This window comes from Mesorhizobium amorphae, from assembly GCF_014843845.1.
Lineage (GTDB): Bacteria > Pseudomonadota > Alphaproteobacteria > Rhizobiales > Rhizobiaceae > Mesorhizobium > Mesorhizobium amorphae_A.
Genome location: NZ_JHQS01000131.1, coordinates 57,804 through 75,867, shown reverse-complemented (window position 1 = coordinate 75,867; position 18,064 = coordinate 57,804). Strand labels below are relative to the sequence as shown.

The 18,064-nt window shown below is 63.1% G+C and carries 21 protein-coding genes; 14 read left to right on the top strand and 7 right to left on the bottom strand.

Going from position 1 to position 18,064, the window contains the following annotated elements:
• Positions 1-14 precede the first annotated feature (14 nt).
• Positions 15-434, top strand: coding sequence for a BA14K family protein (locus DH08_RS35375; RefSeq protein ID WP_192183810.1), 420 nt, complete (start codon positions 15-17; stop codon positions 432-434).
• A gap of 214 nt (positions 435-648) precedes the next feature.
• On the opposite strand, the gene DH08_RS35370 is transcribed toward DH08_RS35375, so the two are convergent.
• From DH08_RS35370 to DH08_RS35360, 3 genes are all read right to left on the bottom strand, one after another.
• Complete coding sequence (locus tag DH08_RS35370; RefSeq protein ID WP_192183809.1) at positions 649-1,290, bottom strand: MBL fold metallo-hydrolase; 642 nt, start codon at positions 1,288-1,290, stop codon at positions 649-651.
• Positions 1,291-1,475: 185 nt separating this feature from the next.
• Positions 1,476-1,793, bottom strand: a complete 318-nt coding sequence (locus tag DH08_RS35365) for a hypothetical protein (RefSeq protein ID WP_120014681.1) — start codon at positions 1,791-1,793, stop codon at positions 1,476-1,478.
• Positions 1,794-1,938: 145 nt separating this feature from the next.
• Positions 1,939-2,832: a branched-chain amino acid aminotransferase gene (locus DH08_RS35360; protein WP_120014682.1), complete on the bottom strand. Its 894-nt coding sequence runs from the start codon at positions 2,830-2,832 to the stop codon at positions 1,939-1,941.
• Positions 2,833-3,079: 247 nt separating this feature from the next.
• On the opposite strand from DH08_RS35360, the gene DH08_RS35355 reads away from it, so the two are divergent.
• The 4 genes from DH08_RS35355 to DH08_RS35340 all read left to right on the top strand — a co-directional run bounded on the left by DH08_RS35355 (position 3,080) and on the right by DH08_RS35340 (position 7,011).
• Positions 3,080-3,613, top strand: coding sequence for a MarR family winged helix-turn-helix transcriptional regulator (locus DH08_RS35355; RefSeq protein ID WP_006202526.1), 534 nt, complete (start codon positions 3,080-3,082; stop codon positions 3,611-3,613).
• Complete coding sequence (locus tag DH08_RS35350) at positions 3,600-4,319, top strand: response regulator (RefSeq protein WP_006202527.1); 720 nt, start codon at positions 3,600-3,602, stop codon at positions 4,317-4,319. The genes DH08_RS35355 and DH08_RS35350 overlap by 14 nt, the downstream gene beginning before the upstream one ends.
• Positions 4,320-4,365: 46 nt before the next feature.
• A complete protein-coding gene (locus tag DH08_RS35345; protein WP_192183808.1) occupies positions 4,366-5,781 on the top strand; it encodes an ATP-binding protein in 1,416 nt (471 codons plus the stop codon).
• A 207-nt stretch (positions 5,782-5,988) separates the two neighbouring features.
• Positions 5,989-7,011 (top strand): glycosyltransferase family 4 protein, encoded by a 1,023-nt coding sequence (locus DH08_RS35340; RefSeq protein ID WP_192183807.1) that lies wholly within the window; start codon positions 5,989-5,991, stop codon positions 7,009-7,011.
• Here DH08_RS35340 and DH08_RS35335 read toward each other — a convergent pair.
• The 3 genes from DH08_RS35335 to DH08_RS35325 form a co-directional block, all read right to left on the bottom strand.
• Complete coding sequence (locus DH08_RS35335) at positions 7,008-7,367, bottom strand: tRNA-binding protein (protein WP_192183806.1); 360 nt, start codon at positions 7,365-7,367, stop codon at positions 7,008-7,010. The genes DH08_RS35340 and DH08_RS35335 overlap by 4 nt on opposite strands.
• 5 nt (positions 7,368-7,372) lie before the next feature.
• Positions 7,373-7,873 (bottom strand): type III secretion system chaperone family protein, encoded by a 501-nt coding sequence (locus tag DH08_RS35330; protein ID WP_006202532.1) that lies wholly within the window; start codon positions 7,871-7,873, stop codon positions 7,373-7,375.
• Positions 7,874-8,189: 316 nt separating this feature from the next.
• Complete coding sequence (locus DH08_RS35325; RefSeq protein WP_192183805.1) at positions 8,190-8,492, bottom strand: accessory factor UbiK family protein; 303 nt, start codon at positions 8,490-8,492, stop codon at positions 8,190-8,192.
• Between the two features lie 175 nt (positions 8,493-8,667).
• On the opposite strand from DH08_RS35325, the gene DH08_RS35320 reads away from it, so the two are divergent.
• The 7 genes from DH08_RS35320 to DH08_RS35290 all read left to right on the top strand — a co-directional run bounded on the left by DH08_RS35320 (position 8,668) and on the right by DH08_RS35290 (position 14,748).
• Positions 8,668-8,907, top strand: a complete 240-nt coding sequence (locus DH08_RS35320) for a BrnA antitoxin family protein (RefSeq protein WP_192183804.1) — start codon at positions 8,668-8,670, stop codon at positions 8,905-8,907.
• Between the two features lie 105 nt (positions 8,908-9,012).
• Positions 9,013-9,867: a prolipoprotein diacylglyceryl transferase gene (lgt, locus tag DH08_RS35315; RefSeq protein ID WP_192183803.1), complete on the top strand. Its 855-nt coding sequence runs from the start codon at positions 9,013-9,015 to the stop codon at positions 9,865-9,867.
• Positions 9,864-10,931 (top strand): class I SAM-dependent methyltransferase, encoded by a 1,068-nt coding sequence (locus DH08_RS35310; RefSeq protein WP_192183802.1) that lies wholly within the window; start codon positions 9,864-9,866, stop codon positions 10,929-10,931. The genes lgt and DH08_RS35310 overlap by 4 nt, the downstream gene beginning before the upstream one ends.
• Positions 10,932-11,022: 91 nt before the next feature.
• On the top strand, positions 11,023-11,817 hold the full coding sequence (gene pgeF / locus DH08_RS35305) for a peptidoglycan editing factor PgeF (RefSeq protein ID WP_192183801.1): 795 nt from the start codon (positions 11,023-11,025) through the stop codon (positions 11,815-11,817).
• The gene (locus DH08_RS35300; protein WP_192183800.1) at positions 11,817-12,968 is read left to right on the top strand and encodes a M24 family metallopeptidase; all 1,152 of its coding nucleotides are present in this window, start codon (positions 11,817-11,819) and stop codon (positions 12,966-12,968) included. Before pgeF ends, DH08_RS35300 begins: the two co-directional genes overlap by 1 nt.
• 61 nt (positions 12,969-13,029) lie before the next feature.
• Entirely contained in the window at positions 13,030-13,656 is a 627-nt protein-coding gene (locus DH08_RS35295) for a hypothetical protein (protein ID WP_192183799.1), read from the top strand.
• A gap of 156 nt (positions 13,657-13,812) precedes the next feature.
• Positions 13,813-14,748 (top strand): ribose-phosphate pyrophosphokinase, encoded by a 936-nt coding sequence (locus DH08_RS35290; RefSeq protein WP_006202540.1) that lies wholly within the window; start codon positions 13,813-13,815, stop codon positions 14,746-14,748.
• On the opposite strand, the gene DH08_RS35285 is transcribed toward DH08_RS35290, so the two are convergent.
• The gene (locus DH08_RS35285) at positions 14,745-15,629 is read right to left on the bottom strand and encodes an AraC family transcriptional regulator (RefSeq protein WP_192183798.1); all 885 of its coding nucleotides are present in this window, start codon (positions 15,627-15,629) and stop codon (positions 14,745-14,747) included. The genes DH08_RS35290 and DH08_RS35285 overlap by 4 nt on opposite strands.
• Before the next feature lie 124 nt (positions 15,630-15,753).
• On the opposite strand from DH08_RS35285, the gene DH08_RS35280 reads away from it, so the two are divergent.
• Together DH08_RS35280 and DH08_RS35275 are read left to right on the top strand one after the other, a co-directional pair.
• A complete protein-coding gene (locus DH08_RS35280) occupies positions 15,754-16,983 on the top strand; it encodes an MFS transporter (RefSeq protein WP_192183797.1) in 1,230 nt (409 codons plus the stop codon).
• A 429-nt stretch (positions 16,984-17,412) separates the two neighbouring features.
• Positions 17,413-18,054, top strand: a complete 642-nt coding sequence (locus DH08_RS35275; RefSeq protein ID WP_192183796.1) for a 50S ribosomal protein L25/general stress protein Ctc — start codon at positions 17,413-17,415, stop codon at positions 18,052-18,054.
• The last annotated feature ends 10 nt before the right edge of the window (positions 18,055-18,064 follow it).

The window sequence follows — 18,064 nt, the reverse complement described above, 5'->3', positions numbered from 1 at the left end:
CGAAGGAGACCGAAATGAACCGAATTCTCAAGACCGCCATCCTGTCCGCGGGCATCGCCGCGACCACATTGGCCACCTTGCCGGCGGCCAATGCCGATGACTGGCGCTGGCGCCGCCACCACCACAGCGATGGCGACGCCCTCGCCGCCGGCGTTGTCGGCCTTGCGGCCGGCGCCTTGATCGCGGGCGCGCTGAGCAACCCGCAGCCCCGCTACAGCTACTACGACGACGATTATGACTATCGTTATGTGCGGCCGGCGCCGGTTCGCCGCTACTATGTGGAACAGCCGCGTGTCGTCTATGCCGACCGCTACGCCGAACCGTGGACCCGTGCCTGGTACGAATACTGTTCGGACCGCTACCGGAGCTTCAATTCCCGCACCGGCACGTTTACGGGCTATGACGGCGATCAGCATTTCTGCGTCGCCAACTGAAGTGGATTTTCTGTGTCGAACCAAAAGCGCCGCCCACGGGTGGCGCTTTTTCTTGTGGGCTTCGAGCCGCCAAGGTGTGTTGAGATTCAGGTCAGGCCGAGTTGAGACTGGTGGGTTCCGAGAACCGGAGCGGAGCGTACTTTTGGGTAGGTGAGCACCGGAAGCGCAGGAAGCCGCCGTTCGCAGGCCGGCATCACCTGAATATCAGCACATCCTAGGTCAAGAACGGATTGGTCCGCCGCTCCTCGCCGAAGCGGCCACCCGGACCATGGCCGCAGATGAAGCCGATGTCGTCGCCGAGCGGCAGGAGCTTCTCCTTGATCGAGGCGATCAGCGCCGCATGGTCGCCGCCAGGCAGATCGGTGCGCCCGACCGAGCCGCGAAACAACACGTCGCCGACATGGGCGAACTTGGCCGCACGGTTGTAGTAGACGACATGGCCAGGTGCATGACCCGGACAATGCAGGACTTCAAACGAATGCGCTCCGAATGACACGGTCTCGCCTTCGGTGAGGAAACGGTCGGGCACGCAATTGCGCACGGCATCGGTGATGCCGAAGCGCTTTGCCTGGTTCTCCAGATTGGCGAGCAGCGGGCGGTCGGCCTCATGCGGGCCAATGATGTCGACGCCGAGCGCCTCCTTCAACTCCATCGCGCCGCCGGCATGATCGATATGGCCGTGCGTGATCCAGATCGCACCGGCGGTGATCGCATTGTCCTTCAGCACCGCCAGCACCTTGTCGATGTCGCCGCCCGGGTCGACGACGACGCCCTGTTTGTCGTCCATGTCGAACAGGATCGTGCAGTTCTGCTGGAAGGGCGTGACCGGCACGATACCGGCATTGAGCTGACCCATGCTTGACCTTTCGCTGCATTGGAGCGCGGCATCCTCTCGGACGCGCAACAAACTCCAGCTTTGTGAAACCGGCTCTGATGTAGAGCCACATGCGAACCGCGTCTACCGCCGGCGGCCATCTCGATTGGCCGAAAAACAAATGGGCGGCCGAAGCCGCCCATGCGAAAAGCCTGATGTCTCGAGGCTTACTTCTTCATCGCATTCATGACCGCGCCGATGATGCCGGTCAGGATGGCGCCGCCGCCAGCGCCGCCGACGATGTTCTCCAGGTTCAACGCGCTGCCCAATCCGCCCGCTGCCGCCGCCGCCGCTGCCGGATCGACCGTACCGCCGCCCAGCAGGCTGCCGAGGATGGCCGCGCCGCCGACACCGCCAATCGCGCCGCCCAGGATTTTGGGAAGCTGACCCAACGCCGCTTGCTTGAGCGCCGCGCCCACCGCCTGACCACCGATGATACCCGTAATCACCTGAACAATGATCGGAAGAAGCGTGTTCATGTCCATATTTCCAGTCCCTCCATGACTGTCAGCCTCCCGGGCCGACGCCATCATGAGACGCTGAAATGAATGAAAGTCAAATGCAGAGATGCTGAAATAAAAGGGGCGGCTCGAAAACCGCCCCTGCTTGACAAAAAAGCTGTGACTTTCGTTATTCTGCAGCAATCGCATGCTTCGGTTGCACTGCAGCAGAATAGTCATTCATCAATGACTTGGCGATTTCGCCGACCTCGAATCGGTAGGGTCCGATCTCCGCCACGGGCGTTACTTCAGCCGCCGTCCCGGTGAGGAAGCACTGCTCGAAGCCTTCGAGTTCTTCCGGCATGATGACGCGCTCGATCACCTCGATCCCACGATCCTTGGCAAGGCCGATGACCGTGCGCCGGGTGATGCCGTCGAGGAAGCAATCGGGCTTCGGCGTGTGGATCTTGCCGTCCTTGACGAAGAAGATGTTGGCGCCGGTTGCTTCGGCGACCTGGCCGCGCCAGTCGAGCATCATGGCATCGGCATAGCCCTTGGCCTCGGCTGCATGCTTGGACATGGTGCAGATCATGTACAGGCCGGAGGCCTTCGATTTCGACGGCGCGGTGCGCGGGTCGGGGCGGCGCCATTCCGCCATGTCGAGGCGGATGCCCTTCAGCTTCTGCGCCGGGTCGAAATAGCTCGGCCACTGCCAGATGGCGATGGCGCAATTGATGCGGTTGTTCTGCGCCGAGACGCCCATCTGCTCGCTGCCGCGCCAGGCGATCGGGCGCACATAGGCGTCCTGAAAGCCTTGCTTCTTCAAGAGCGTGCGGCAGGCGTCGTCGAGTTCGGCGACCGAATAAGGTATCTTGAAGCCAAGCAGGCGCGCCGATTCATGCAGGCGCTCGGTATGTTCGGTAAGCTTGAAGATCTCGCCGCCATAGGCGCGCTCGCCCTCGAAAACGGCACTGGCGTAGTGCAGGCCATGGGTCAGCACATGGACCTTGGCGTCGGCCCATTTGACGAACTCGCCGTTCATCCAGATGAAGCCGTCCAACTGGTCAAAAGGAACGGATGCCATGATAACCTCCCGCGGGTGCCACCCCGCATATCGTTGTATCGTTGTGTGTTTCGTGTCAGCCGCACCGGGCGACCGGGTTCTCAAAGCGTAAGCGGATATTTAAGCTCTGGCAAACTCAGGAAGTTCCGGAAAAACGGCATCCTCTTGCCTTTTCGTTCGCAATCCGCCGAAAAGCTTGTCAAAAATTACCATTGCCGGGAAATTGCGTCAATAGTACTGACATAATTCCCCTTCGCATGGAGACGAGATGACGGATCGAAGCCCCGCAGCCGGAAAACCGATCAGGACGGCGATCACCGACGAGGACGGCATTGACTTCGCTATCATCGAACTGTTTTTCTTTGCCTATCGTGACTTTACTTCCGATCCCGATCAGATCCTGGCCGACTATGGCTTTGGCCGCGCCCATCACCGCGTCCTGCACTTCGTCAACCGCAGGCCGGGCCTGACGGTGGCCGAGCTTCTCGACGTGCTTAAGATCACCAAGCAGAGCCTGGCGCGCGTGCTCAAGCAGCTGATCGACACCGACCACATCGTCCAGCTGCAGGGTCCTCGCGACCGCCGCCAGCGCGAACTCTACCCGACGGCCAAGGGCCGCGCGCTGGCGCTGGCGCTGGCGCGGCCACAGTCACGCCGCATCCGTGCTGCATTGGAGGATTCCGGAACCAACGAACGCGCCTCGATCGAACGCTTCCTGGAAGCGATGGTCAATCCGGAACTAAGAGCGCAGATTGACATTGTGCCTGCGAAAATATCGGGGAAGAGCCATGGAGACCATTGAGAGGGTTGATCATCCGACTGCACCGGACGATGACGCGCCGCATCTGCTTGTGGTCGATGACGACACCCGTATCCGCAACCTGCTGAAGCAGTACCTGTCCGAGAACGGCTTTCGCGTCACCGTCGCCGGAAACTCCGGCGAGGCCAGGCGAAAGCTTGCCGGTCTCGATTTCGACCTGCTTGTGCTCGACGTCATGATGCCGGGCGAAACCGGCGTCGATCTCACCAAAGCGCTGCGAGCGGAAAAGAACGTGCCGATCCTCATGCTCACCGCGCTGTCCGAGACCGACAGCCGCATCACCGGGCTCGAGGCCGGCGCCGACGACTATCTGCCGAAGCCGTTCGACCCGCGCGAGCTGATCCTGCGCATCAACAACATCCTGCGCCGCGGCGGCCCGGCGACGACGCCAAAGGTCGAGCAGCTGGTGTTCGGCCCCTATACTTTCCAGATCGCCAGGCGCGAATTGAAGCGTGGCGGCGAAGCGCTGAAACTGACCGACCGCGAGCAGGAGATCCTGGCGATCTTCGCGGCGCGGGCCGGCGAGACGATCCCGCGCCATGAACTGGTCGGCGACGATTCGGAAGTCGGCGAGCGCACCATCGACGTCCAGATCAACCGGTTGCGCCGCAAGATCGAGCGCGATCCGTCCAACCCGGTCTGGCTGCAGACGGTGCGCGGTATTGGGTATCGGCTCAGCGTGGAATAGAGTGCCGCCTGCGGCCCGACTGGCTGCGGACGAGTGAAAAGGGCGAATGGCGACCACGCAACTGGAAAGGCCGGGAATTGGCGGCTTCAGTGATCGCTTGATGCGAAAACTGAAAGCCATGCCGCGCGCCTGGAACCGGTTCTGGCGCCTCGTTGCCCTTTACATGCCGAAGCGGCTTTATGCCCGCTCGCTGATCATCGTCATCGCGCCGATGATCCTGTTGCAGTCGGTGGTCGCCTTCGTCTTCATGGAACGCCACTGGCAGACCGTGACGCAGCGCCTGTCGCAGGCGACCGTGCGCGACATCGCCGCCATCATCGACATGATGGAGACCTATCCGCACGATGCCGACTACGCCAACATCATCCGCATCGCCCAGGACAGGATGCAGCTGAAGGTCGACCTGCTGCCGCCAGATCCGCTGCCGCCGCCCGGCCCGAAACCGTTCTTCTCGATCCTCGACGAGATCCTCTCGGCCGAGATCACACGGCAGATCAACCGTCCCTACTGGATCGACACCGTCGGCAATTCCAACATCGTAGAAGTCCGCATCCAGCTCGAGGGCAAGGTGCTGCGCGTCTTCGTGCGTCGCAGCCAGGCCTACGCCTCGAACACCCACATTTTCCTGATCTGGATGGTCGGCACCTCGCTGGTGCTGCTGATGATCGCCATTCCCTTCCTGCGCAACCAGATCCGGCCGATCCTGACGCTTGCCGAAGCTGCCGAGAGCTTCGGCAAGGGCCGGCCGATGCCGCGCGATTTCCGCCCCCGCGGCGCCGAGGAAGTCCGCCGCGCCGGCTTTGCCTTCATCCAGATGCGCGAGCGCATCGAACGCCAGATCGAGCAGCGCACCGCCATGCTGACCGGCGTCAGCCATGATCTCAGAACCATCCTCACCCGCTTCAAGCTGCAGCTGGCGCTGGCCGGGGGCAAGACCGAAACCAAGGCGGCGCTCGACCAGGACATCGACGACATGCAGTCGATGCTCGAAGGCTATCTCGCCTTTGCCCGCGGCGAGGCCTCGGAAGACCCCGGCCGTTTCGATCTCGATGCCTATTTCCAGAAGCTCGGCGAGGAGGCCGCGCTGCGCAAATGCAAGCTGTCGACCACGCTTGTCGGCGATCCCGACGTGCATGTGCGGCCCAAAGCATTTGCCCGCCTGCTGTCCAACGTCATCGGCAACGCCTTCCGCTACGCCAAGACCGTCGAGATCAATGCCAACCATGGCCGCGGCTCGCTGGTCGTCACCATCGACGACAATGGGCCGGGCATTCCGCCGGACAAGCGCGAGGAAGTGTTCAAGCCTTTCCTGCGGCTCGACCAGGCGCGCAACCTCGACGCCAGCGGCACCGGCCTCGGTCTTTCCATCGCCCGCGACATCGCCCGCAGCCATGGCGGCGACATCGCGCTGGAAGACAGTCCGCTCGGCGGTCTGCGCGCCGTCATAACGGTTCCCGCATGATCTGCGGGCAAGGGGGCTTCATCCGCCCGTCATGAAACCATGGTGAAGAGCGCGCATGAAGCGCGCGATTTCAATTGATTCGGCTCTGACGCCTCACTTCGACGCCGTGCCCGTCCGGGTGCGCTGGAGCGAAGCGAGGGCTGCCGCATGGTCGCCGTTCCGGCATCGTATCAAGGCAAACGACGACCTTTCCAGCAAAGGGCCGCCATGCGCATATTGATGGTCACCGACGCCTGGCGCCCGCAAGTCAACGGTGTCGTCCACACGCTGGAGCGGCTCACCGAAACGTTGAAATCCTTCGACGTCGAGGTCGGCTTCCTGACTCCGAACATCTTCCGCACCTTGCCGCTGCCGACCTATCCCGACATAAGGCTGGCGCTGACGACTCCCGGCCATGTCGCGCGCCTGATCGAGGCCCGCAAGGCCGACCACATCCACATCGTCACCGAAGGTCCGCTGGGCATCATGGCCCGCCGCTATTGCCGCAATGCCGGCCGTCCCTTCACCACCAGCTACCACACGCGCTTTCCCGAATATCTCAGCGCGCGCTTGCCTGTCCCCGAAAGCTGGACCTATCGCTGGCTGCGCGATTTCCACAATTCAGGACAAGGCACCCTGGTCGCCACCCAGTCGCTTGCCGATGATCTGGCGGCACGCGGCTTCAACAAGCTGAGGCCCTGGACGCGCGGCGTCGACACCGATCATTTCCGGCCGGAAAAGCGCAAGGATCTGGGCTTTCCCGGTCCGGTGTTCCTCTGCGTCGGCCGCGTCGCGATCGAAAAGAACCTGACCGCATTCCTCGACCTCGAACTGCCCGGCAGCAAGGTCGTCGTCGGCGAAGGGCCGGAACTGGCCAAGCTCAAGGCGCGCTATCCGAACGCGCATTTCCTCGGCCACCGCCCGAATGACGAACTGGCCGAGATCTATGCCTCGGCCGATGTCTTCGTCTTTCCGAGCCGCACCGACACGTTCGGCAACGTCATCATCGAAGCTTTAGCCAGCGGCACGCCGGTCGCCGCCTATCCGGTTACCGGGCCAATCGACATCGTCGGCGACGGCGTCGGCGGCGCGGTGTCGAACGACCTGCGCGAGGCGTCACTCGCCGCCCTCAATGTCGACCGCGCCGAAGCGCGCGAACGCGCCATGCGTTACAGCTGGAAGGCCTGCGCGGAAATGTTTCTCGATACGGTCGAGGAAGCACTGGGGACGACGCGGAAGCTGGCCGCCTAAAACAACCTGCCGCCGTCCGGCACATTGCGCTCGATGGCGCCGAGTACCACGGCTCCTTCCTCGTCGGGAAAGCCGAGCGTCAGGACTTCCGACATGAACGGGCCGATCTGGCGCGGTGGGAAATTGACCACCGCGAACACCTGCCGGCCGATCAGCGTTTCCGGCGCATAGTATTTGGTGATCTGCGCGGAGGATTTCTTCACCCCGATCGCCGGACCGAAATCGATCTTCAGCTTGAACGCCGGCTTGCGTGCTTCGGGAAACGGCTCGGCCTCGATGATCGTGCCGGCGCGGATGTCGACACGGTCGAAATCGGCAAAGCTGATCTCGGGCTTGCGTGCGTTGCTCGAACTCATTCGGCTCAGGCGTTTCCGTAGGTCTCGAACAACACGCCGGCGAGCGCGTCCTTGGCCGAGGTTCCCGACCAGACGACGAACTGGAACGCCTGGAAATAGCATTCGCAGGCTTCCAGCGCCGACGACAAAAGCACTTCGACCTGCTGGCTCGACGGCTCGACTCCGCCGGCCAGCAGCAGCGACTGGCGGAACATGATCGCGCCTTCCTGCTCCCAGAGGTCGAAATGGCCGAACAGCATCTGCTCGTTGATCAGCGACAACAACCGCATCACTTCGAGCGCGCGTGCCTCCGGCACCTTGATATCGAAGGCGCACGCCAGATGCAGCGCCTCAAAATCCTCCATCCAGGAGAATGAGACATGATAGTCGGTCCAGCTGCCGGCTACCGAAATCGAAATCTCGTCGTCGCCTGCCCTTTCGAAGGACCAGTCATTGTTATGCGCCACCTGCTCGATGACATCCACCGGGTGGATTTCGCGGGAGAATTCGAGTTCGAGAAGTTCCATGGAATGCTTCCTGTGTTCAGGGGAGCGCCGCACGCTCCGCGGGGCACACACGACGAACAATCTTGTCTAGAACTCGGACGGCCAGGACCTTCTCAAACGCAAAGACCCCAGACCGGACCCCACCGCCCGGCGCATGACCCTGCTCCGAATCATGCAACAAATTCAGTCTATTGATCGGGAGTCGCGTGAACAGCCCAATTTTTCGCACTGCGTCATTCGCATGTGGAAAGGCGCTGTCACAAAGATTCATGCAATGCCGGTAAGCGATTCACGGCAAAGCGCTTTTTCGGATCGTGCTTTGTGGAAAAGTTTAAGATTATTTTTTTGATCTGGGCTTTGCCGCCGCCGCCGGTGCGGCATGTCCGGTCAATTCGGCAAGCTTCGCCTCCAGTGCTTCGATGCGCGCAGCAAGGCGGGTGTTCTCTTCCCGCGCCTTTGCGGCCATCTCGCGCGCGGCTTCGAATTCCTCGCGCTGCACCACGTCCATCGAGTTCAGGATGCGCTCGGCCTGCCCTTTGAAGGCGGTCTCCATTTCGCGTCGAACCCCCTGAGCGGCCCCGGCGGCGTCCGTCATCAACTTGGCGAATTCATCGAGAATGCGGTTCGGTCCCGTCGACATGGCAAATCCTCGCTTGTTCGAATTGACGTAGTGGCGGCGCACGCGGAATGCAAGAACGTTGAAGCTGGTGCGGCATTGCACCTCGATAGGCTGGCCTGTACGTGATGGCGCCACGTCGCCTATTGTAGTTCGACTTGCGTCAAGCAACGAGTCGCTCTCAATCAGGGTTCAACCAATGGCAACGCCTCCGCGCCGACCGACAAATCCGATGGCAGCCGCAGAAGCCGCCTTCAAGCCGATCAAAAAGCCGGCGCCGCCAATTCGCGAGCCCTCGGCTGCACCGAACGTCAGGGAGCTTGTTTCGATCAGGATCGATCGAGCCGTGCTTGACCATTTTCAGGAAGATGGTCCCGGGTGGCAGGACAGGATCAATGACGCCCTCAGGCAAATGGTCGCCGGCAAGCCGCAGGGTTGAGTCCGCCATCAGCGACAACTAGGGCAACCTCCACCTTGCCTTGACCCTGCCAAAACCCTGCCGCATGGTCCGCGCCCGAACGTGACCGCACCCTTGGAGACCCTGTTGAGCGAATATTTCCTGCTGCCGCTGGCCTCCCTGCCCTTTCCCAACATCAACCCGGTCATCGTCCAGATCGGGCCGCTGGCGGTGCATTGGTATGGCGTCGGCTATATCGTCGGCATTCTCTTCGCCTGGTGGTACGCCAAGCGTCTCGTCACCAATACCAGGCTGTGGCCGGACGGCGTCTTGCCGATGAAGCCCGAGGATCTCGACGATTTCATCGTCTGGGCGGCCATCGGCGTCGTGCTGGGCGGCCGCACCGGCTATGTGCTGTTTTATGATCTGCCGCGCTACATAGGCCATCCGCTCGACATCTTTGCCGTTTGGCAGGGCGGCATGTCGTTCCATGGCGGCCTGCTCGGCGTCATCCTCGCCATGACGCTGTTTTCGCTCAAGCGCGGCATCCGCACCTGGTCGCTGTTCGACGTCGTAGCGGCCGGCGTGCCGGTCGGCCTCGGCCTTGTGCGCGTCGCCAACTTCATCAACTCCGAACTCTGGGGCCGGCCGACAGACGTGCCGTGGGCGGTCGAATTTCCCAATGGCGGGCCGTTTTCGCGCCATCCTAGTCAGCTCTACGAAGCGCTGCTCGAAGGCCTGGTGCTGTTCCTCGTGCTGCGCATCCTCACCCATTCCAGGCTCAAGCTGAAGACGCCGCGCTTCGTCGGTGGCGCTTTCATCTGCGGCTACGGCCTGTCGCGCATCTTCGTCGAATTCTTCCGCGAACCCGACCAGCAGCTCGGCTATCTCTTGGGCACCAACTGGCTGACCATGGGCATGATCCTTTCCACGCCCATGGTGTTGGCCGGCATCTGGGCGATGGTAACCGCAAAGCCGGTCACGCAGCCGCAGCCGGCATGACGCGGCTGAAAGCCCGCATCGTCGACCTGATCGGCGCACTGGGGCCGATCCCCGTCAACGAATACATGGCGCTTTGCCTCTTCGACCCTGCGGACGGCTACTACACGACACGCGAACCTTTCGGTGCGGGCGGCGACTTCGTCACCGCGCCGGAAATCAGCCAGATGTTCGGCGAACTGGTCGCTGTCTGGCTCTACCAGGCCTGGCAGGCGACCGGCCGGCCAATGCCGGTCACCATCGCTGAAATCGGCCCCGGCCGCGGCACGCTGATGAAGGACATGCTGCGGGCCTTTTCGCGACTCGATGCGGCACTCGTAGCCGACGCCTCCTTCGCCATGATCGAAACCAGCCCGCGCCTGACCGGCATCCAGAAACAGACACTTTCAGGCCAATCGGTGAGGCTGGATTGGCACGAAACCATCGATACGCTGCCGAAGGCGCCCCTGCTCATCGTCGGCAATGAACTGTTCGATGCCGTTCCCATCCGGCAATTCATCCGCGCCGGCGCAGGCTGGCGCGAACGGATGGTTGGCCTCGACGAGGCGGATGCTTTGCGCTTCTTCGCCGGCGCCGGCTCCATCGACCCGTCCTTGCTGCCGGGTGACGCCGCCGATGCGCCGGAAGGATCTGTTGTCGAGGTGGCGCCGGCCCGCAGCGCGCTGATGGCGGCCATCGCCGAAAGAATCGCTGGACAGGGCGGCGCCGGCCTGTTCATCGACTATGGCCATCTCAGACCCGGCGTCGGCGACACGCTGCAGGCCTTGCGCAAGCATGATCACGACAATGTGCTGGCCAATCCGGGCGAGGCTGACCTCACCGCCCATGTCGACTTCGCCGCCCTTGCAGCGACGGTTCGGGCGCACGGCCTCGATGCGCAGATGACGACGCAGGGCGACTTCCTGCTCGGCATGGGCCTTGTCGAGCGCGCCGGCCAGCTTGGCGCCAACGCCGATGAGCAAGCGCGGCAGGCGATTTCCGACGCCGTCGAACGCCTGGCCGGACCAGACGCGATGGGCGGGCTGTTCAAAGTGTTGAAAATTCAGCCGAAAACGAGCGCTTGCTGACCGGGATACGGCTCATAGCCGGCATCTGGGTCATGCCACCTGTCCGAACTTCGCCTTGACGAAATCGCCCGCGCGGACAACAAACCCATCCATGCTGAATCAGACCAAACCGGATCCCGTTCGGTCGCCCTTGCTGGACGAGGCGAAAGCGCAAGGCATCCGCCACGGCTATTTCACCCGCATTGGCGGTGTCTCTAGCGGCATTTACCGCGGCCTCAACATCGGCACGGGTTCGAACGACGACCAGGCGCTGGTGCGTGAAAACCGCCGTCGCGTCGCCGACTGGATGGGCGTGCCGGCGAACCATCTGTTGACCGCGCATCAAATCCACTCGCCCGATGTCGTCATCGCCAGGGAGCCCTTCCCCGGCGAGCGGCCCAAGGCCGATGCCGTCGTCACCGACCGGCCGGGCATCGCCGTCGGCGCCTCCACGGCCGATTGCGGACCGATCCTGTTCGCCGACGCCGAGGCGCGCGTCATCGGCGCCGCGCATGCCGGCTGGAAAGGTGCACTCACCGGCGTGCTTGAGAACACGATTTCCGCGATGGAGGGCTTAGGGGCTCGCCGCGAACGCATGGTCGCCGTCCTCGGCCCCTCCATCGGTCCGGAAAACTACGAGGTCGGGCCGGAATTCGTCGCCCGCTTCGTCGACGCAGACGTCGGCAATGCGCGCTATTTCGCACCTTCGGCAAAGACTGGCCATGCGATGTTCGACCTCAACCTCTACACGGTCGACCGGCTGGGCAAGGCCGGCGTGCAGGCCGAGGGGCTCGGCCGCTGCACTTACGCCGAGGAAGACCTTTTCTACTCCTACCGGCGCACCACGCACCGCAAGGAAGCGGATTACGGACGACAGGTTTCAGCAATTGTCTTGGAGAATGAGTGATGGCGTTGCATTTCGAACGCTCGGAATTTGACGCCCGGCGTGACCGGCTGATGATCGAGCTCGCCGAGAAGAAGCTCGACGCCGTGCTGCTGTTCGCGCAGGAGAGCATGTACTGGCTCACCGGCTACGACACGTTCGGTTTCTGCTTCTTCCAGTGCGTGGTGGTGAAAGCCGACGGCTCGATGGTGTTGCTCACCCGCTCGGCCGACCTGCGCCAGGCGCGCCACACCTCGATCATAGACAACATCGTGCTATGGACCGACCGCGACGGCGCCAATCCGGCGATCGACCTGCGCAACCTGCTCAACGAACTCGACCTGCTCGGCGCCCGCATCGGCGTCGAATACGACACCCATGGCCTGACCGCTTACAATGGCCGGCGCCTCGACGAGCAGCTGCAGACCTTCGGCCAGATCGCCGATGCCTCGGGCATCGTCAGCCGGCTGCGCCTGTTCAAGAGCCCGGCCGAAATCGCCAAGGCGGAAAAGGCCGCGAACCTGTCTGACGACGCGCTCGATGCGGCCCTGCCGCTGATCAAGCAGGGCGGCGACGAGGCGCTGATCCTCGCCGCCATGCAAGGCGCGATCTTTGCCGGCGGTGGTGATTATCCGGCCAATGAGTTCATCATCGGCTCGGGTATCGACGCCCTGCTCTGCCGCTACAAGTCCGGGCGCCGCAAGCTGACCAAGAACGACCAGCTGACGCTCGAATGGGCCGGCGTCTTCCACCACTACCATGCCCCGATGATGCGCACCGTGCTGACCGGCAAGGTGTCGAAGCGCCATCAGGAGCTGTTCGATGCCGCGCATGCGGCACTTCTGGCGGTGGAGAAGGCAATGACGCCCGGCAACAGCTTCGGCGACGTCTTCGACGCGCACGCCCGCACGCTCGAGGCGCACAATCTGACCAAGCACCGGTTGAACGCCTGCGGCTACTCCGTCGGCGCGCGCTTCACCCCGTCCTGGATGGACATGCCGATGTTCTACCAGGGCAATCCCGAGCCGATCGCGCCCAACATGACGCTGTTTTCCCACATCATCATCATGGACTCCGAAACCGAGACGGCGATGACGCTTGGCCGCACCTACCTGACCACCGAATCCCAGCCGAAGCCGCTCTCCCGCCATGATCTCGACTTGATCGTGCAGTGAATCCATAATGAGAGGGGGGCGCGTTCATCAGGGCAAACGTCGCCAAGGAGTTGTCAGGCAAATGAGACGATCGCATGTGACGACCGTGTCATTGCTTTTGGCGTTGGCGCTGTCTGCCTGCACCAATGCCAAGGACGTGCTCGAACCCTCGGCCATCACCCCGCCGACGACATCGGCGCAGACGCTGCCAGGCACATCGGGGCCGGCCACATCGGGCAGCACCACGGCCGCCGCCCCTGCCCCGGCACCACCTTCGTCAACTCCGGCTGCTCCGGCTGGATCCACGCCTGTCTCGCCGGCCCAGAGCGCCGCCCTGTCGAAGACGCGGCTACAGGTCGCACCGATCGTCGGCGCCTCCGTCGAGGCCGCGACGCCGCTGACGGCGGAGCTTCAGGCACGCGCCAGGCAGCGCGGCATCACGCTCGCCGGCAGCACCGACCAGACCGCCACGCATGTGCTGAAGGGCTATTTCTCGACAATGTCGGAAGGCAGCGACACCACCGTCATCTATGTCTGGGACGTCTATGATCCCGCCGGCAACCGGCTGCATCGCATCAACGGCCAGCAGAAGGCGCCCTCGGTCAAGGGTGGCGAAGGCTGGACAGCGGTGGCTCCGGCGACCATGCAGGGGATCGCCGACCAGACGATCGACCAGTTTGCCGCGTGGCTCGGCGGGCAAGCCGGGTGAGCTGTTGCAGGCTTTCCTCGGGGGCAGGTCTTTCTTGAGATTAGCCGGCGGATTCCCGATCACGAGACTTGCAATACCGGCACGGGCCGCTAAAAGCCCGCTTAAGAGGCTCATGAGAGTCTGTCGGGTCTCTCCATCCTTCGCCAGGAACGGTGCATGAAGCTCTTCGCGGGCAATTCCAACAGGGTGCTGGCCGAAGCGGTCGCTCGCTATCTCAACATCCCGCTGGGCAAGGCCAGCGTCAGGCGCTTCGCCGATCAGGAAATCTTCGTCGAGATCCAGGAGAACGTGCGCGGCGAGGATGTCTTCATCCTGCAGTCGACCTCCTTCCCGACCAACGATCATTTGATGGAACTGCTCATCATGATCGACGCCTTCATGCGCTCCTCGGCCAAGCGCATCACCGCGGTCATCCCCTATTTCGGCTACGCCAGGCAGGACCGCCGCGCCTCCGGTCGCACGCCGATCTCGGCCAAGTTGGTCGCCAACATGATCACCCGCGCCGGCGTCGACCGCGTGCTGACGCTCGATCTTCATGCCGGCCAGATCCAGGGCTTCTTCGACATCCCGACCGACAATCTGTTCTCGGTGCCGGTGATGGCCCGCGACGTGAAGGCGAAATACAAGCAGCTCGCCAATGTGGTCGTCGTGTCGCCCGATATCGGCGGCGTGGTGCGGGCCCGCGCGCTAGCCAAGCGTTTCGACGCCCAGCTCGCCATCGTCGACAAGCGCCGCGAACGTCCAGGCGAATCCGAGGTCATGAACATCATCGGCGCGGTCGCCGGCAAAGATTGCCTGTTGATCGACGACATCGTCGATTCCGGCGGCACGCTGTGCAATGCAGCCGATGCGCTGCTTGCCAATGGCGCCACCAGCGTCACCGCCTACATCACCCACGGCGTCTTGTCCGGCGGCGCCGTTGCCCGCATCAGCGGCTCGAAGCTGCAGGAGCTGGTGATCACCGATTCCATCCAGCCGACGCAAGGCGTGCTCGACGCTCCCAACATCCGCGTCATCTCGATCGCCGACCTGATGGGCGAAGCGATCTCGCGCACGGCGACCGAGGAATCGGTATCGAGCCTGTTCGACTAAACCGTCGCACTCTCCGGCCTGGCGGGACCGCTTAGCCGCCGCATACCTTCGCCGGCATCGCGCGCGCCGCGCATGTAGCCGCGCGGCGAGGCGCCCAGCATGCGTTTGAACATGGTGATGAAGGCCGGCACGCTGTCATAGCCGAGATCGAGCGCCACCCTGGTGATCGGCTCGCCGTCGGCCAGCCGCGGCAGCGCCGCGAACAGGCAAGCCTGCTGGCGCCATGTCGACAGCGACAGCCCGGTCTGCCGATGGAAGGCACGGGTGAACGAGCGCCTGCTCATGCCGACGATGTCGGCCCATTCGTCGATCGTCGCATGTGGCGAGGGTGCCGCGACAAAACGCCGGCACAGTGCTGCCAGCTTCGGGTCCGAAGGAAAAGGCAGGCCGAGCGGCCGTTCCGGCAGGTTCGGGATCTCATGCAGCAAAAGGCCCATGATCAGCCCGCCGCGCCCTTCCAGCTCAGCACCTTGCGGCAGCTTTTCCGATTCCACGATCAGGCTGTGCATCAGGTCGGTGATGCCGACGACGCGCAGTCCATCCGGCAGCCCGGCAATGGCGTCAGGCATGACATAGACCGAGCGCATGCTGACATCGCCCAGCATCTCGACGGAATGCTCGATGCCGGCCGGGATCCACATGGCATGGTCGGGCGGCACCATCCAGCGCCCATGCCTGGTCGTCACCAGCACGACGCCGACCAGCGCATGCAAGAGCTGGCTGCGGCTGTGGGAATGCTGCGGCACGTGGTAGCCGTCGGGATACTCGGTCGGCAGCGCCACCGCCGGCCCGACGGCCTGCTCCAGCCACTGCCAGCGGCTCTGGTGCAGGCGCCCCAATTCGGCGGCGTCGCCCCTGAATATCTCCCTGCCATGCGGCATCGGCTATGGCCCACTTGCGAAACTATTGGACCAAACCACGAAAGAAGTCGCCGATCAACCGGATTATAAGGCAACCGACCTACAAGGGCCGCCTGCGGCCCGCTGGAAGACCACGGAGCATGCCTTGACCGATACGACTGCCACCGCCGTCGCCACACCTGCGACGGCCAGCCACACTTCGGCGCAATCGACGGCCTTCACCGTCATCCTTGCGGTGAGCTTCTGCCACTGCATCAACGACATCATGCAATCGCTGCTGTCGGCCATCTATCCGTTGCTGAAGGAGAATTACGGCCTCGATTTCTGGCAGATCGGCCTTTTGACCTTCACCTTCCAGGTGACGGCATCCTTGCTGCAGCCGATGATCGGCGCGATCACCGACAAGCGGCCGATGCCCTATTCGCTGCCCTACGGCATGGCCTCGTCGCTGATCGGCCTGATCGTGCTCGCCCATGCCGGCCACTATTGGCTGCTGCTGATCGGCGCCTCGCTGATCGGCATCGGTTCGGCCATCTTCCATCCGGAATCCTCGCGCATCGCCCGCTTTGCCTCCGGCGGTCGCTTCGGTCTTGCCCAGTCGCTGTTCCAGGTCGGCGGCAATTTCGGCCAGGCGATGGGGCCGCTGCTCGCCGCTTTCATCGTCGTGCCCTTCGGCCAGACCAGCATTTCCTGGTTCGCCGTCGGCTCGCTGATCGGCATCATCGTTCTGTGGCGGGTCGGCGGCTGGTACAGCCGGCTGCGCGCCACGCTCGCCAACCGCAAGGCGGCAAGCTTCGTCTCGCCCTTCCCGCGCCGCAAGGTGATGGCAGCGCTGGCCGTGCTGACCCTGCTGGTGCTGACCAAGAACGCCTACATCGCCTCGATCTCCAGCTACTACACCTTCTACGCCATCCATAAATTCGGTGCTTCGGTGCAGATGTCGCAGGTCATGCTGTTCCTGTTCCTAGGCGCCTCGGCGCTGGGCATCCTGCTCGGCGGCCCGTTCGGCGACCGCTACGGCCAGAAGGCGATGATCTGGTTCTCGATCGTTGGCGTGCTGCCCTTCACGCTGGCTTTGCCCTATGCCAATTTCGAATGGACGATGGTGCTGACCGTGCTGATCGGCTTGATCCTGTCATCGGCCTTCTCCAACATCGTCGTCTTCGCGCAGGAGCTGGTACCGGGCCGGGTCGGCATGATTGCCGGCATCTTCTTCGGCTTCGCCTTCGGCATGGGCGGCATCGCTGCCGCCGTGCTCGGCGTCGTCGCCGACATGAAGGGCATCGACTTCGTCTACCAGATCTGCTCCTACCTGCCCTTCCTCGGCCTGCTGACGGTGTTTCTTCCGAACATGAAGGAAGCGAGAAAAGTCTAGGCAGTCATCGCTAGAGGCCCAGCGCCGCCCTGCAGGTCGAGAACTCTTCGTCGGTGATGGGGACCACGTGTTGCGGCTCGGGATAGGCGCCCGTTTGCATCTAGGCGGATCCACCGCTTGCGAGCGCGTAACGTCCCCGGAATGGCCCGCAGGTTGCACGAACGTGTTTGGACAAGATATGGAAAGTCGGCTCATCGCCCATGCCTGCCACGGCTTGCACCCATTCGCGCCTTCCGCTATAGAGCCGCCACCCGCGTAGACACCCTTGGAGGCAACGCGGCGGAAGGCTGCCTTCCCCTTGTGATCCCGAACAAAGGTCCGCGTATGCGGCTTCCGGCTTTCGGACATCCAGGTCTGGCGGCTTTCGACGTCTACAGCCCAAGCGCTTTGCCGGCCGTGGACGCTCCATAACACGCGAAAGGAAAAGCCATGAGCCACGATACTTACGAGCTCAAGGCCGAAGCGCGCGAACAGGTCGGTAAGGGGTCCGCCCGTGCAGTTCGCCGCAACGGTAAAGTGCCTGCAGTAATTTACGGTGACAAGCAGCCTCCCCTGGCGATCGCGCTCACCTACAAGGACATCTACTACAAGATCCATGGCGGCGGGTTTTTGACCACGATCGCCACGATCGATGTCGACGGCAAGAAGATCCAGGTCCTGCCCAAGGACTTCCAGCTCGACCCGGTCAAGGATTTCCCTGTCCATGTCGACTTCCTGCGCATCGGCAAGGACACCGAAGTCAATGTCGACGTGCCTGTCCACTTCATCAACGAGGACAAGTCGCCTGGCATCAAGCGTGGTGGCGTGCTCAACATCGTGCGTCACGAAGTCGAGTTCCACTGCCCGGCCAATGCGATCCCGGAATTCATCACCGTCGATCTCACCGGCGCCGACATCGGCGACTCGATCCACATCTCGGCGGTTACGCTGCCGGCCGGCGTCAAGCCGGTGATCTCCGACCGCGACTTCACCATCGCGACCATTGCCGGCTCCTCGGCGATGAAGCCGGAGGTCGAAGAGACGACCGAGGCGGCTGCCCCCGAAGCGGCTCCTGCCGCCGAAGAAAAGTAAGCCCTTCCCG